Origin of the sequence: Burkholderia sp. 22PA0106, assembly GCF_047497155.1 — a bacterium.
GTDB lineage: Bacteria > Pseudomonadota > Gammaproteobacteria > Burkholderiales > Burkholderiaceae > Burkholderia.
In genome coordinates this window covers 2,293,935-2,309,042 of the sequence record NZ_CP163163.1, presented here as the reverse complement: position 1 = coordinate 2,309,042, position 15,108 = coordinate 2,293,935, and the positions used below count along the sequence as shown (strand labels likewise).

15 protein-coding genes are annotated in these 15,108 nt (G+C 63.8%); 11 read left to right on the top strand and 4 right to left on the bottom strand.

Translation table 11 applies throughout. The annotated features are described in order from the left end of the window. Positions 1-47 precede the first annotated feature (47 nt). A complete protein-coding gene (locus AB4850_RS25020; RefSeq protein ID WP_414442173.1) occupies positions 48-863 on the bottom strand; it encodes a pyruvate, water dikinase regulatory protein in 816 nt (271 codons plus the stop codon). A 446-nt stretch (positions 864-1,309) separates the two neighbouring features. Here AB4850_RS25020 and ppsA point away from each other — a divergent pair, with 446 nt between their 5' ends. The 3 genes from ppsA to AB4850_RS25005 all read left to right on the top strand — a co-directional run bounded on the left by ppsA (position 1,310) and on the right by AB4850_RS25005 (position 5,247). Continuing rightward, a complete protein-coding gene (gene ppsA, locus AB4850_RS25015) occupies positions 1,310-3,712 on the top strand; it encodes a phosphoenolpyruvate synthase (RefSeq protein ID WP_414442172.1) in 2,403 nt (800 codons plus the stop codon). A gap of 111 nt (positions 3,713-3,823) precedes the next feature. Continuing rightward, on the top strand, positions 3,824-4,258 hold the full coding sequence (locus AB4850_RS25010; protein WP_414442171.1) for an NfeD family protein: 435 nt from the start codon (positions 3,824-3,826) through the stop codon (positions 4,256-4,258). Between the two features lie 53 nt (positions 4,259-4,311). Next, entirely contained in the window at positions 4,312-5,247 is a 936-nt protein-coding gene (locus tag AB4850_RS25005) for an SPFH domain-containing protein (protein WP_414442170.1), read from the top strand. Positions 5,248-5,365: 118 nt separating this feature from the next. Here AB4850_RS25005 and smpB read toward each other — a convergent pair whose 3' ends face one another. After that, a complete protein-coding gene (gene smpB, locus AB4850_RS25000) occupies positions 5,366-5,818 on the bottom strand; it encodes an SsrA-binding protein SmpB (RefSeq protein WP_414442169.1) in 453 nt (150 codons plus the stop codon). Between the two features lie 94 nt (positions 5,819-5,912). On the opposite strand from smpB, the gene AB4850_RS24995 reads away from it, so the two are divergent. Both AB4850_RS24995 and AB4850_RS24990 read left to right on the top strand, forming a co-directional pair. Then, complete coding sequence (locus tag AB4850_RS24995; RefSeq protein WP_414442168.1) at positions 5,913-6,350, top strand: type II toxin-antitoxin system RatA family toxin; 438 nt, start codon at positions 5,913-5,915, stop codon at positions 6,348-6,350. 2 nt (positions 6,351-6,352) lie between these two features. Next, positions 6,353-6,676, top strand: a complete 324-nt coding sequence (locus AB4850_RS24990; protein ID WP_414442167.1) for an RnfH family protein — start codon at positions 6,353-6,355, stop codon at positions 6,674-6,676. Positions 6,677-6,784: 108 nt separating this feature from the next. Here the strand turns inward: AB4850_RS24990 and AB4850_RS24985 are convergent, their stop codons facing one another. Then, positions 6,785-7,780, bottom strand: coding sequence for a DMT family transporter (locus tag AB4850_RS24985; protein ID WP_414442166.1), 996 nt, complete (start codon positions 7,778-7,780; stop codon positions 6,785-6,787). A gap of 368 nt (positions 7,781-8,148) precedes the next feature. On the opposite strand from AB4850_RS24985, the gene guaB reads away from it, so the two are divergent. From guaB to AB4850_RS24955, 6 genes are all read left to right on the top strand, one after another. Then, positions 8,149-9,609, top strand: coding sequence for an IMP dehydrogenase (gene guaB / locus AB4850_RS24980; protein WP_414442165.1), 1,461 nt, complete (start codon positions 8,149-8,151; stop codon positions 9,607-9,609). Positions 9,610-9,615: 6 nt separating this feature from the next. Further along, a complete protein-coding gene (locus tag AB4850_RS24975; RefSeq protein ID WP_414442164.1) occupies positions 9,616-10,296 on the top strand; it encodes a hypothetical protein in 681 nt (226 codons plus the stop codon). 118 nt (positions 10,297-10,414) lie between these two features. Continuing rightward, on the top strand, positions 10,415-12,034 hold the full coding sequence (guaA, locus tag AB4850_RS24970) for a glutamine-hydrolyzing GMP synthase (RefSeq protein WP_414442163.1): 1,620 nt from the start codon (positions 10,415-10,417) through the stop codon (positions 12,032-12,034). Between the two features lie 311 nt (positions 12,035-12,345). Then, the gene (locus tag AB4850_RS24965) at positions 12,346-13,602 is read left to right on the top strand and encodes a tyrosine-type recombinase/integrase (RefSeq protein ID WP_414442162.1); all 1,257 of its coding nucleotides are present in this window, start codon (positions 12,346-12,348) and stop codon (positions 13,600-13,602) included. A gap of 80 nt (positions 13,603-13,682) precedes the next feature. Continuing rightward, positions 13,683-13,994: a type II toxin-antitoxin system HigB family toxin gene (locus AB4850_RS24960; RefSeq protein ID WP_414442161.1), complete on the top strand. Its 312-nt coding sequence runs from the start codon at positions 13,683-13,685 to the stop codon at positions 13,992-13,994. A gap of 1 nt (position 13,995) precedes the next feature. Then, complete coding sequence (locus tag AB4850_RS24955) at positions 13,996-14,412, top strand: helix-turn-helix domain-containing protein (RefSeq protein WP_414442160.1); 417 nt, start codon at positions 13,996-13,998, stop codon at positions 14,410-14,412. A 173-nt stretch (positions 14,413-14,585) separates the two neighbouring features. On the opposite strand, the gene AB4850_RS24950 is transcribed toward AB4850_RS24955, so the two are convergent. Then, on the bottom strand, positions 14,586-14,972 hold the full coding sequence (locus tag AB4850_RS24950) for a helix-turn-helix transcriptional regulator (RefSeq protein ID WP_414442159.1): 387 nt from the start codon (positions 14,970-14,972) through the stop codon (positions 14,586-14,588). Positions 14,973-15,108 lie beyond the last annotated feature (136 nt).

The following is a 15,108-nucleotide window of genomic DNA, read 5'->3' as shown; positions in this document are numbered from 1 at the left end:
CTTTTTTCATGCGACGCGGGCGCGGCAATCGGCCCGCCTCGGCCCGCTCAGTACGACAGGTGGTCGAGCTTGATTTCCTGGAGGATCGTCGTGGCGATTTCCTCGATCGACTTGTGCGTCGACGACAACCAGCTGATCCCCTCGCGCCGCATCATCGCCTCGGCCTCGTTGATCTCGTAGCGGCAGTTCTCGGGCGACGCGTACTTGCTGCCGGGGCGCCGCTCGTTGCGGATTTCCGAGAGCCGTTGCGGATCGATCGACAGCCCGAACAGCTTCTCGCGATGCGTCGCCAGTTCCCCCGGCAGCTTGCCGCGTTCGAAATCCTCGGGAATCAGCGGGTAGTTGGCTGCCTTCACGCCGTACTGCATCGCCAGATAGAGGCTGGTCGGCGTCTTGCCGCTGCGCGACACGCCCACCAGGATCACGTCGGCCTCGGCCAGGTTGCGGTCCGATTGGCCGTCGTCGTGCGCGAGCGAGAAGTTGATCGCCTCGATCCGGGTTTTATATTCCTCGGTGTCGGCGTTCTGGTGGCCGCGGCCCATTGCATGGGTCGACTTGAGCTGCAACTCCTGTTCGAGCGGCTCCACGAAGCGCTGGAACATGTCGAGCACCAGCGCGTTGGAGCGCTTGACGATCTCGTTCGATTCGCTGTCCACCAGCGTGGTGAACACGATCGGGCGGCGCCCGTCGAGCTGCGCCGCGTCGTTGATCTTCTGCACCGTCAGATACGCCTTGTCGTGCGAATCGACGAACGGCACGCGCACATGCCGGAATTTCTGGTCGAACTGGGACAGGATCGAGTGCGCGAAGGTCTCGGCGGTGATCCCCGTGCCGTCGGAGACGATGAAAACGGTTGGAAGCATGAATCGTGAGCGCTGACGTGCTGCGATGGCGGCCTCGTGCGGGCCGGAAGCGGCCATTCTAGCAGGGCGTGCGCGCACCGTTCGAGCCTCGCGGGCATGCGCGGCGGGCTTGCGGGAGGTGGGCGCGCCCGGCTTTCGAGGCTCGCGCCGAGCGTCGATTGTCACATCGCGCACCGGGCACGGTAGAATAGCGGCCAACCTGTTGGATAAGCCGTTGTGGAAAAGCCGTCATGTTCGCGACTTTTTTACCGAGGCTGGCTTGCGTTCCCGGCAAATTGGGCGATTTGTCTGTTATTTCGTCCTTCTGCCGGGATTTTTACAAGCTGCGCCGGTTCTGGCGACCGCTTATCCAACAGGTCGTGCGATGCGCGCTCCCGCTTCTCATAGGCGGCCGCGCCCGAGCCCAATCGCCCGATCGTGAATTTTTTTCACACTTAGGGGCTTGTATGACTAACGCAGCAAACGTCGCAAAGGACCAGGCGTATGTAATCCCGTTCGAGCAGTTGCGGATGACCGATGTCGAGATCGTCGGGGGCAAGAATGCCTCCCTCGGCGAAATGATCAGCCAGCTTTCGCAAGCTGGTGTTCGCGTACCCACGGGCTATGCGACGACGGCACTCGCGTTCCGCGACTTCCTCGCTCACAACGACCTCACCGATCGCATTGCGAAACGCCTCGAGTCGCTCGATATCGACGACGTGAAGGCGCTCGCCGTCGCGGGTGCCGAAATCCGCAAGTGGATCGTCGACGCACCGCTGCAACCGCGTCTCGAGGCCGAAATCCGCGAACAGTTCGTCGTGCTGTGCAACAGCTCGCCCGAAGAGCTGTCGTTCGCCGTGCGTTCGTCGGCCACCGCCGAAGATCTGCCGGACGCCTCATTCGCCGGTCAGCAGGAATCCTATCTGAACGTCGTCGGCGTCGAAGACGTGCTCGATCGCATGAAGCACGTGTTCGCGTCGCTCTACAACGACCGCGCGATTTCGTACCGCGTCCACAAGGGCTTCACGCACGCCGAAGTGGCGCTGTCGGCCGGCGTGCAGCGCATGGTCCGTTCGGACGTCGGCGCGGCCGGCGTGATGTTCACGATCGACACCGAATCGGGCTTCAAGGATGCCGTGTTCGTCACGTCGAGCTATGGCCTGGGCGAAACCGTCGTGCAGGGCGCCGTGAATCCGGACGAGTTCTACGTTTTCAAGACCACGCTCGCGCAGGACAAGTACCCGATCATCCGCCGCTCGATCGGCTCGAAGCTGATCAAGATGGAGTTCACGCAGCCGGGCGAGCCGGGCCGCGTGAAGACGGTCGACGTGCCGGGCGAGCAACGCAACCGCTACTCGATCACCGACCAGGACGTGATCGAGCTGGCCAAGTACGCCGTCATCATCGAAAAGCACTACGAGCGTCCGATGGACATCGAGTGGGGCAAGGACGGCCGCGACGGCAAAATCTTCATCCTTCAGGCGCGTCCGGAAACGGTCAAGAGCCAGGCCAGCGGCAAGGCCGAGCAGCGCTTCAAGCTGAAGGGCCAGTCGCAAGTGCTGGCGACCGGCCGGGCGATCGGCCAGAAGATCGGCGCGGGCCCGGTGCGCGTGATCAACGATCCGTCGGAAATGGAACGCGTGCAGCCGGGCGACGTGCTGGTGGCCGACATGACCGACCCGAACTGGGAGCCGGTGATGAAGCGCGCCGCGGCGATCGTCACGAACCGCGGCGGCCGTACCTGCCACGCGGCGATCATCGCGCGTGAGCTCGGCGTGCCGGCCGTGGTGGGTTGTGGCGATGCCACCGACGTGCTGAAGGAAGGCTCGCTGGTCACGGTGTCGTGCTCGGAAGGCGACGAAGGCAAGATCTACGACGGCCTGCTCGAAACCGAAGTGACCGAAGTGCAGCGCGGCGAACTGCCGGCCATCCCGGTCAAGATCATGATGAACGTCGGCAACCCGCAACTCGCGTTCGACTTCTCGCAACTGCCGAACGCCGGTGTCGGCCTTGCGCGTCTCGAGTTCATCATCAACAACAACATCGGCGTTCACCCGCGGGCGATCCTCGAGTATCCGAACATCGATGCGGATCTGAAGAAGGCCGTCGAGAGCGTCGCGCGCGGCCACGCCTCGCCGCGTGCGTTCTACGTCGACAAGCTGATGGAAGGCATCGCCACGATCGGCGCGGCGTTCTATCCGAAGCCCGTGATCGTGCGTCTGTCGGACTTCAAGTCGAACGAGTACAAGAAGCTGATCGGCGGTTCGCGCTACGAGCCGGACGAGGAAAACCCGATGCTGGGTTTCCGCGGCGCATCGCGCTACATCTCCGAGGATTTCGCGCAGGCGTTCGAGATGGAGTGCATCGCGCTCAAGCGCGTGCGTGACGAGATGGGCCTGACGAACGTCGAGATCATGGTGCCGTTCGTGCGCACCGTGAAGCAGGCGGAGCGCGTCGTTGGCCTGCTGGCCAAGTACGGCCTCAAGCGCGGCGAAAACGGCCTGCGCCTGATCATGATGTGCGAAGTGCCGTCGAACGCGATCCTGGCCGAGCAGTTCCTCGAGTACTTCGACGGCTTCTCGATCGGCTCGAACGACCTGACGCAGCTCACGCTGGGCCTCGACCGCGATTCGGGCATGGAACTGCTGGCCGTGGATTTCGACGAGCGCGATCCGGCTGTCAAGTTCATGCTCAAGCGCGCGATCGACGCGTGCCGCAAGCTCGACAAATACGTCGGCATTTGCGGCCAAGGCCCGTCCGATCACCCGGATTTCGCGCAATGGCTGACTGAAGAAGGCATCCTGTCGATCTCGCTGAACCCGGATACGGTCATCGATACGTGGCAGGCGCTCGCCAAGTCGGCGAAGTAAGCCGCCTCTGATCCGCCTCGCCGGCCGTTCGCGGCCGAGGGGCCGGAACAGGCTCAGGTCTGTGCTATAAACACCCCGGTAATCCCGGGGTGTTTTCGTTTGGAGACCGACATGCAGGCAGCGCAGTGGTTCTGGTGGATCGGCGTCGGCGTGCTGGCCGTTGCGGAGTTGCTGACGGGCACGTTCTATCTGCTGATGATCGCGATCGGCTTTGCTGCCGGTGGGCTCGTGCATCTGGCCGGCGGCCCGCTGCACTGGCAGGTTGCCGCCGCGGCGATCGTATCGGTGCTGCTGCTCGTGGTGTTGCGGCGCTCCGGCATCGGGCGGCGCCAGAAGCGCGACGCATCCGCCAATCCCGACGTGAATCTCGACATCGGCGCCACCATCGCGGTGCCGCACTGGCGCAATCGCCGGGCGCGTGCGCCGTATCGCGGCGCCGACTGGGACATCGAACTCGCCGAAGGCGAGCGCGACGATGCGCAACTCTACGAGGTGCGTGCAGTACGGGGAAACTGCCTGATCGTCGCCGCCAAGGCCCGGAACTGAGAGCCGGGCCCCCGATCCTCGCTCAATCGATATAACAAAGGAGGTAAGCCGTCATGTCAGCGCTCATATTCTGGGTCGTGGTTCTCGTGATCGTGTTCGTCATCGTGTCGAAGACGGTCAAGATCGTGCCGCAGCAGCACGCCTGGGTGCTCGAACGCTTCGGCCGCTATCACGCCACGCTGTCGCCGGGGCTGAACATCGTGCTGCCGTTCATCGATCGCATCGCCTATCGGCACGTGCTCAAGGAAATTCCGCTCGACGTGCCGAGCCAGGTCTGCATCACGCGTGACAACACGCAACTGCAGGTGGACGGCGTGCTGTACTTCCAGGTCACCGACGCGATGAAGGCGTCGTACGGATCGAGCAACTTCGTGCTGGCGATCACGCAACTGTCGCAAACCACGCTGCGCTCGGTGATCGGCAAGCTCGAACTCGACAAGACCTTCGAGGAGCGCGATTTCATCAACCACAGCATCGTGTCGTCGCTCGATCAAGCCGCGTCGAACTGGGGCGTCAAGGTGCTGCGCTACGAAATCAAGGACCTGACGCCGCCGAAGGAAATCCTGCATTCGATGCAGGCGCAAATCACGGCCGAGCGCGAGAAGCGCGCGCTGGTGGCGGCCTCCGAGGGGCGCCGGCAGGAGCAGATCAACCTGGCCTCGGGGGCGCGCGAGGCGGCGATCCAGAAGTCGGAAGGCGAACGGCAGGCCGCGATCAACCAGGCGCAGGGCGAGGCGTCGGCGATCCTGGCGGTGGCCGAGGCCAATGCCGCGGCCATTCGCAAGATCGCCGAGGCGATTCAGGCGCAAGGCGGCATGGACGCCGTGAACCTGAAGGTGGCCGAGCAGTACGTGAGCGCGTTCGGCAATCTGGCCAAGCAGGGCAACACGCTGATCGTGCCGGCGGACATGTCCGATCTGAGCACGGCGATTGCTTCGGCGCTGACGATCGTCAAGCGGGGTGCGCCGGGCGGGGCGGCCAAGGGCTGAACGACGTTCGCCATCGCGCGAGGGTTGCGCGACCCCAATGAAATGGCCCGCTCGAGGCGGGCCATTCGTCTTGATGGGGCAGGGCGGTGGCGGTTGCCGTCGCCCGGGCCGCCCGCTTTCAGGTGCGGGCGCCATCGCGCATGATTCGCGCCTTTTCGCGTTCCCAGTCGCGCTTCTTCTCCGTTTCGCGCTTGTCGTGGAGCTTCTTGCCCTTGGCGAGGCCGATCTCGCATTTGACCCGGCCGGCCTTGTAGTGGAAGTTCAGCGGCACCAGCGTGTAGCCGCGCTGCTCGACCTTGCCGATCAGTTTCTTGATCTCGTCACGATGCAGCAGTAGCTTGCGCGTGCGGACCGGGTCGGGCTGGATGTGCGTCGACGCTTCCGGCAGCGGGCTGATATGGGTGCCGATCAGGAAGATTTCGTCGTTCTTGACGATCACGTAGCCTTCCTTGATCTGGCCGCGGCCGGCACGCAAGGCCTTGACCTCCCATCCTTCGAGCACAAGCCCTGCTTCATAGCGCTCTTCGATGTGGTAGTCGAAGAATGCCTTTCTGTTGTCTATGATGCTCATGAAAGGAAATGGCCAACTCGTTTAAAATCGCGATTTTAGCAAAGCGGGGCGCACTTGGCCCGGCTTGGCCTCCACTCTTGATGCCGCGAGATTTATGGCAGATGTCCACAAAACCGTATTGATCCGCCATTCGGCGGAACAGATGTTCGACCTCGTGACCGACGTGGCCGATTACCCGAACTTCCTGCCCTGGTGCGGCGGCGTCGAAGTGCGCCGCCAGGACGAGACCGGCATGGAGGCGCGGATCGACATCAATTTCAAGGGAATTCGGCAGCACTTCGCGACCCGCAACACGCAGGAGCGGCCGCATCGCATCGACATGGAATTCGCCGACGGCCCGTTCAAGAACTTCACGGGCTACTGGCGCTTCACGCCGCTGCGCGCCGATGCCTGCAAGATCGAGTTCTCGCTGCACTACGAATTCACCAACGTGATCCTCGAAAAGATCATCGGCCCGGTGTTCAGCCATATCGCCAACACGTTTGTCGATTCGTTCGTGAAGCGCGCCGATCACCTGTACGGGAAGGGCTGACCATGCTGGCCGTTCAGGTGTGTTACGCGCTGCCGACCTGCCAGACGCTGATCGACGTGTCGGTGCCCGACAGCGCTTCGGTGCGCGATGCGATCGAGGCGAGCGGGATCGTCGCGCAGCATCCCGAAATCGATCTCGATGTCGCCAAGACCGGCGTGTTCGGCAAGCTCGCGCCGCTCGACGCGCCGCTGCACGACGGCGACCGCGTGGAAATCTACCGCCCGCTGATCGTCGATCCGAAAGCCGCGCGCCAGCGCCGTGTCGACAAGACGCGCCGCGAAGGCTCGATCGAAGGCCGCAAGTGGATGCCGAAGGATTCGCGCTGAGTTTCAGCGGCCGGGGTTGCCCGGTCGGTCTTCCATGGCGGGTTCCCGCCTGATCTTACGTTGGGCTGTGCTGCCACGGCTGGCCGCGTTTCGGGGCGGCATCGTGCGTCAGTGCGCCGTGCGGTGCCGTTGCGCTGACGACTGTTCGAGATCGGGGCTGCCCGGCCCGGCGGCGGGCGGCGCGGCATCGCCGTGGCGCCGCACCGCGCCGTAGACGCCGGCCAGCAACAGCCCCAGCGCGGCGATCTCCAGCCCGCGCGGCATGCGGGCCTCGAACACGAAGCCGTACAGCATCGCGAACACCGTCTCGAACACGATCAACTGGCCGGTCAGCGTCAGCGGCAGGCGTTTCGACGCCGCATTCCACAGACCATTGCCGAGCCACGACGCGCCGATCGCCAGCGCGAGATTGAGCAGCCAGAACATCGGCCAGCCGCCGGCGGCCGGCATCGCGACCGCGCCCGACGGCAACACGGCCAGCACGAGCCACGCCAACGCCCCCACCAGCCCCGTGACGATGCCCCACAACGCCGACCACTCGTTGCCGTCGAAGCGGTGATGGCGGCGCAGGTAGCGCGCGTTGGCCACGGCGTACCAGGTCCAGCTGGCCAGCGCGCCGGTGGCGCAGGCGATGCCGGTCAGCTTGTCGAGCGTCGAAGTGGCCTGGGCCGCGCTCGAGGTGAACAGGTCGATGTTGATGCAGACGATGCCGGCCGCGACCAGCGCGAGCGGCAGGGCGAGCCGGCGCAGCGGCACGGCGTCGGCGTCGCGCAGCCCCGCGAACGTGACCGTGACGGGCAGCACGCCGACGATCAGCGAGGTGGGCGCGATGCCGATCAGGTGCACGGCGCTCGCCAGCAGCATGTAATAGCCGAGATTGCCGACGATCGCGAGCCGCACCAGCGCGATCAGGTCCTCGCGCGTCAGGCGGGCGAGCAGCGAGCGCGCCATCGGCAGGGCCACGGCGGCCGACACGAGCCCGTACATGGTGTAGCGGCCGGCGCTGAGCACCAGCGGCGAGATGTCGGCGAGCAGCCTGGGCACCAGAAATACCATGCCCCAGAGGGCGCCGGCCAACACCCCGTACATGACTCCGCGCTGCATGATGATTTTCCTTGCACTGGCTGAAACGATGAGGGAGCGCATCGTAACGGTTCGCGCGGCCGGGCGTCTTGTCGAATCCTGCATGGGGGACGGATTGTCGGGCGTGGCTGGCCGCCCGCGCGGATGCGTCGCGGTTCGGATGCCCTTATTCGACGCAGGGGTTTTCCGCGCCGCCCGGGCGGCTCGGCAGGCCGCCGAAGCTAGGAATTTTCGTATTCGAACATGGCCGCGCGGGCGCGAAATCCGGACGAACCCGCCGCGAAGTGCAAACCGAATGCCGCGCCGGGCGGGCCGCTAAGCCGTTGTTCGGGTGGTGAAAATCCGCTCGGTATCGCGTATAATCTGCTTTTGCGCCCATAGGATTTGCCATGCGTCTTATCCAAAAAGCACTCACGTTCGATGACGTGCTCCTCGTCCCGGCTTTCTCCGATGTCCTGCCGCGCGACACCAGCCTCAAAACCCAGCTCACCCGCAACATCGCCCTGAACATGCCGCTCGTGTCCGCCGCCATGGATACGGTCACGGAAGGTCGCCTCGCCATCGCGATGGCGCAGCAGGGTGGCGTGGGTATCGTCCACAAGAACCTCACGCCCGCCGAGCAGGCGCGCGAAGTCGCGAAGGTCAAGCGTTTCGAGTCCGGCGTGGTCCGTGACCCGATCACGGTGCCGCCGACGATGAAGGTTCGCGATGTGATCGACCTGTCGCGCCAGCATGGCATTTCGGGCTTCCCGGTGGTCGAAGGCCCGCAACTGGTCGGCATCGTGACGAACCGCGACCTGCGTTTCGAATCGCGTCTCGACGAGCCGGTCAAGTCGATCATGACTACGCGCGAGCGCCTCGTCACCGTCAAGGAAGGCACGCCGCTCGCCGAAGCGAAGGCGCTGATGCACAGCCATCGCCTGGAGCGCGTGCTGGTCGTCAACGATGCGTTCGAACTGCGCGGCCTGATGACGGTGAAGGACATCACCAAGCAGACCGAACACCCGGACGCCTGCAAGGACGAACACGGCAAGCTGCGCGTGGGCGCGGCGGTGGGCGTGGGCGCGGACAACGAAGAGCGCGTCGAACTGCTGGTGCAGGCCGGCGTCGACATGATCGTGGTCGATACGGCGCACGGCCACAGCAAGGGCGTGCTCGAGCGTGTGCGCTGGGTCAAGCAGAACTTCCCGCATGTCGAAGTGATCGGCGGCAACATCGCCACCGCGGCGGCGGCCAGGGCGCTGGTCGAGTACGGCGCGGACGCGGTCAAGGTCGGTATCGGCCCCGGTTCGATCTGCACGACGCGAATCGTCGCCGGCGTGGGCGTGCCGCAGATCAGCGCGATCGCCAACGTGTCCGAAGCGCTGCGCGGCACCGGCGTGCCCTGCATTGCCGACGGCGGCGTGCGCTTCTCGGGCGACGTGTCGAAGGCACTGGCCGCCGGCGCGAATACGGTGATGATGGGCAGCATGCTGGCCGGCACGGAAGAAGCGCCGGGCGACGTGTTCCTGTATCAAGGCCGCCAGTACAAGTCGTATCGCGGCATGGGTTCGGTCGGCGCGATGAAGGACGGCGCGGCGGACCGCTACTTCCAGGACAATTCCGCGAACATCGACAAGCTCGTGCCGGAAGGCATCGAAGGCCGGGTGGCCTACAAGGGCTCGGTCAACGCGATCCTGTTCCAACTGGTCGGCGGCGTGCGCGCCAGCATGGGTTATTGCGGTTGCCGCACCATCACCGAAATGCACGAGAAGGCCGAGTTCGTCCAGATCACGGCTGCCGGCATGCGCGAGTCGCATGTCCACGACGTGCAAATCACCAAGGAAGCCCCCAACTACCACGTGGACTGATCGCTCATGAAGCCATTGCTGCGCGTCGTACTCGTCATCGATGCCCTGCTGCTGCTCGCAGGTGGTGTGCTGTTCGTGCTGACGCCCTGGAAGGGGCTGTACGACGCGTTGCAACTGGTTCAGGTCGATCCAGCCATGGTGGGGCAGGCATTCGGCATTGCGCTGCTCGGGCTGGCATGGCTGGCGTTTCATGCGTCGGTCAACGGCGATCTGACGTCCGGCGTCGCCCGTGCGGTCGGCCATGTGAACTGGCTGATCGGCGTGGTGATGGTGGTCTGGCTGATCGGCCTGCACCGGCCGGAGTTGACCGCGTTTGGTCAGCTCGTGTCGGTCGTCACGGCGGCGCTGTTGGTCGTGATCGGGCTCGGTGGCGTGCAGCTTGCCTCCACGGTGCGCAAGCGCGAGCGCGTGCGGGCCGTCGAGGCCAAGGCGTCGCGCAACGCCGCGGCGCAGCAGCCCGCGCCGGTCGTCGTGCCGCCGCAGCCGCAGCCGGCCGCCACGCGCGTCGAGCCGGGCATTGGCGGCGCGCGGGCGGCATCGGTCGCCGAACCGGCGCCGTCATATGCCGCGCCGTCGTCGGCCGGGTCCGCTGCCGGCACGCGTCCGTACGAGCCGAGCGGTACCGGTCGAGCGACCGATACGCCGGCCGCCCACAGCGAGCCTCCGAAGCCGCCGTTCCACGGTTGACCGGGCGCCACCCGAGCGTGGCGTTCGCCGGGCCTCGCGCCCGGATGGTTTCCGATTCAGATGCAGCGCCGCGTGCGCTGCTTTTCTTACCCGTTTGTTTATCTTCGCGTCCGCAGCCATGCACGACAAAATCCTGATTCTCGACTTCGGTTCGCAAGTCACCCAACTGATCGCGCGGCGCGTGCGTGAAGCGCACGTCTACTGCGAAATCCATCCGAACGACGTCACCGACGAATTCGTCCGCGCGTTCGCGCCGAAGGCCGTGATCCTGTCCGGCAGCCATGCCAGCACCTACGAAGATCACCAGTTGCGCGCGCCGCAGGCCGTGTGGGATCTTGGCGTGCCGGTGCTCGGCATCTGCTACGGCATGCAGACGATGGCCGTGCAACTCGGCGGCAAGGTGGAATGGAGCGACCACCGCGAGTTCGGCTACGCGGAAGTGCGCGCTCATGGCCACACGCGCCTGTTGAACGGCATCGAGGATTTCACGACCGGCGAAGGCCACGGCATGCTGAAGGTGTGGATGAGCCACGGCGACAAGGTTGGCGAACTGCCGCCCGGCTTCAAGCTGATGGCCTCGACGCCGAGCTGCCCGATCGCGGCGATGGCCGACGAGGAACGCGGCTACTACGCCGTGCAGTTCCACCCCGAAGTCACGCACACCGTGAAGGGCCGCCAGATCCTCGAACGCTTCGTGCTCGAGATCGCCGGCGCGAAGCCCGATTGGGTGATGCGCGATCACATCGAAGAGGCCGTGAAGCTGATCCGCGAGCAGGTGGGCGACGAGGAGGTGATCCTCGGCCTGTCCGGCGGCGTGGATTCGAGCGTGGCCGCCGCGCTGATCCATCGCGCGATCGGCGATCAGCTGACCTGCGTGTTTGTCGATCACGGCCTGCTGCGCCTGAACGAAGGGCAGATGGTGCTCGACATGTTCCAGGGCCGCCTGCACGCGAAGGTCGTGCATGTGGATGCGTCCGAGCAGTTTCTCGGCCACCTGACCGGTGTGACCGACCCGGAAGCGAAGCGCAAGATCATCGGCCGCGAGTTCGTCGAGGTGTTCCAGGCCGAGGCGAAGAAGCTGTCGAACGCGAAGTGGCTGGCGCAGGGCACGATCTATCCGGACGTCGTGGAATCGGGCGGCACCAAGACCAAGAAGGCCACCACGATCAAGAGCCACCACAACGTCGGCGGCCTGCCGGAAACGCTCGGCCTGAAGCTGCTGGAGCCGCTGCGCGACCTGTTCAAGGACGAAGTGCGCGAGCTGGGCGTAGCGCTCGGCCTGCCGCCCGAGATGGTCTATCGCCATCCGTTCCCGGGCCCGGGCCTCGGCGTGCGGATTCTCGGCGAAGTGAAGCGCGATTACGCGGATCTGCTGCGCCGCGCCGACGCGATCTTCATCGAGGAACTGCGTGCGACGATCGCCAACGAGCAGGATGCGGCCGCCGGCATTTGCGACGCGTCGCAGGTCGGCAAGTCGTGGTACGACCTGACGAGCCAGGCGTTTGCGGTGTTTTTGCCGGTGAAGTCGGTCGGCGTGATGGGCGATGGGCGGACGTATGACTACGTGACGGCGCTGCGTGCCGTGCAGACCACGGACTTCATGACGGCGCATTGGGCGCATCTGCCTTATGCGTTGCTGGGGCGGGTGTCGAACCGCATCATTAATGAAGTGCGGGGGATCAATCGGGTTGTTTATGACGTGTCGGGGAAGCCGCCGGCGACGATCGAGTGGGAGTGATTCGGCGTCCTTCGAGGACTATCGCCAGCTATCGAAAAGCACTCATAACGTATTGATTTGAAAAGAAATACGTCACGGCAGCTATCGGTGGCTATCGCCGGCCAGCAAAACAGGTTGACGGTAAAGCTGACGGTAAGAATCGAGGCCGAATTAAGACCCTCCCGTTCACTATTCAGACTTTTACCGTCTTTGACGGTAAAAGGCTTCTCGGGAAAGCTTGTTTTATGCGGCTTTCCGGGCATCAACAGGTCTCCTGGTCCCTGACGGTAAAACCTGACGGTAAAGCCGTCAAAAAGCCGGAGGAAACCTCGATGCTTACCGACGCTGCACTGCGCAACCTGAAGCCTAAGTCTAAGATTTATAAGGCTTCTGACCGGGACGGGATGTACGTGACGGTATCGCCCAGCGGTACTGTCACCTTCCGCTACGATTACCGTTTCAATGGCCGCCGGGAAACGCTGACCCTCGGGCGCTATGGCCCTGGCGGTATTTCTCTGGCGATGGCGCGCGAACTGCTCCTGGAGGCGCGCAAATCCGTTCTCAAGGGCATCTCGCCCGCGCTCGAAAAGCAACGCGAGAAACGCCGGGTGGTCGCCATCGAGACCTTCGGCACCGCGATGGAGACATGGCTGGCCAACGCAAGGTTGGCCGACAGCACCCGCGCCATGCGCAAGCACATCATCGATCGGGACATCCTGCCGGTATTCCAGAATCGCCTGCTGACCGAAATCCAGCCTGAAGACCTGCGGGCCTTGTGCAACAAGGTCAAGGAACGTGGCGCGCCCGCTACGGCGGTGCAGATTCGGGACATCGTGAAGCAGGTCTATGTCTACGCCATCGCCCACGGTGAAAAGGTGGATAACCCTGCCAACAGCGTGGGAGCGGCCTCGATCGCCACCTTCGTTCCGAAGGATCGCGCGTTGTCGCCGCTGGAAATTCGGCTGATGGTGCAACAGATGGAATCGGTGGCAACCTATCCGACCATCAAGCTGGCGCTGCGCCTGATTCTGCTGACGCTGGTGCGCAAGAGCGAACTGATCCTGGCCACTTGGGATGAGGTCAATTTCGAGAGGGCGACCTGGACGATTCCGAAGCAGCGGATGAAGGGGCGCAATCCGCATGTGGTCTATCTGTCGCGCCAGGCGCTCGACATTTTCGTCACGCTGCATGCCTGCGCGGCCGGCTCAAGGTTCGTTTTTCCTTCTCGTTACGATGCCGAGCGTTGCATGTCGAATGCAACCTTGAATCGGGTCACGCAACTCGTGGCAGAGGCTGCAAAAACCAAAGGGCTGCCGCTACAACCGTTCACCGTCCATGACCTGCGCCGCACCGGCTCGACGTTGTTGAACGAAATCGGCTTCAACCGCGACTGGATCGAGAAATGCCTGGCGCACGAGGACGGGCGCTCTTCGCGCTCGGTCTACAACAAGGCCGAATACGCGGAGCAACGGCGCCACATGCTGCAAGAGTGGGCCAACCTGGTCGATGCCTGGGGCGACGGGCAGGCCTACGCGCCGAAGCTATTGCCGGAGAACGTGGTCGTGCCGGCGTTGAGCGCGATGGTTTGAGCAGGCTGACTTGCCTCGATGGCGGAAGTTGACAAAAAGTCAACTTCTGCTTATCCTTTTACATGTGAGCATGGAACGATATGCACGTCATATCCAGGAAGCCGTTCAGCGACGCAGCAAAGGCTTATCCGAATGACGCCGACGCGATCGACCGCACCTACCGGGTGCTGCGATCCGGTGATTTCGATACACCGCAGGCACTGCGGCAGGTTATTCCGTCGCTGGACAACTTCAAGTACAAGGACAAGTGGTGGGTGTTGGACATCGGCGGCAATAATCTTCGGTTGATCGCCTTTATCGAATTCCGCGACAACCGGATGTACGTCAAGCACATTGCAACTCACGCCGAGTACGACAAGCTTTGCAAACGCTACCGGAAGGAGAGTGACTGAGATGGGATTTGCCGCCATCAAGGAGCGAGCCCATGCCTTGTTTGACGAGGCGGGTTTCATTGGCCACATCGCCAGTGAGGACGACTACGCCCAGGCGCTGGCGTTGATGGACGAGTTGGTCGAGGACTACGAGGCCAACCGTCCACTGATCGAGATTCTGGCCCGTTCCATCGAGAGTTGGGAAAACGAATCCGACGAGTTTGCGGCATTCAACGCGCGGGTGGCGAAGTTGGGTGGCGTCGACGTGCTTCGCTTGCTGATGGAGCAGCATGGGCTGGGCGTGGCTGATCTGCCGGAGATCGGCAGCAAGTCGCTGGTGTCCAAGATTCTCAACGGTCGGGGGCGTAACCTGACCCGCGACCATATCGCGGCATTGAGCAAGCGTTTCTCGGTCAGCCCGGCTGTTTTCTTCGGTTAAATTGATTCCTGCGCCGGCGCATGCGGGCAGCATGTCGGTCTGCCACTTGGCGGACGTGTTGGACGTGGCGCAAGTGGCTTTGCAGGTCGACGTGACGATGGAAGGCTGGCGGTTGCCGTGCTCGGCGGCCAAGGAGCTGGAAGCTTTGTTTGAATACGACTCGCTGCCCAGCCTCATTCCTCACTCGAACCCGCCCGAACAGGGCGGGTTTTTCGTAGGCGGACATCCGGCTTCGAGACCCCGCCGCGAGGGGCTTGCTTGCGCTGCTCAATCCACGCATCCACTTCGGCCAGATCCCACACGACGCAGCGCGGCGTCAGATTGAAGCGGCGCGGGAACTCGCCGCGGCGCTCCATTTCGTAGATCGTCGTTTCCGCCAAGGGGACGATCTGCCGCAGTTCCTGGCGGCGGATGGTGCGTCGGAAGGGTAAGACACTGCGCTTTGGAAACTGTGGGAGATCGTCGTAGGCGTCCGAGCCGGGCAGCGGGACGGACACGGGGCGCGTAGGCTCCTTGGTGCCGTTGTCCCGGCTGATGAGCTGTGACGGGTTATTCTCCATATCGCACTCCGTGAGTGTTCGGCGCTGCAAGGTTCGCTGCCGCACGAAGTAATGGTGGCTTTCATTGGCTATCGCGGAAACTCGCTGGAGCGTAGAGGAGCGTATTCAAGAACAGTAGTCACGGGAAAAGGACAGG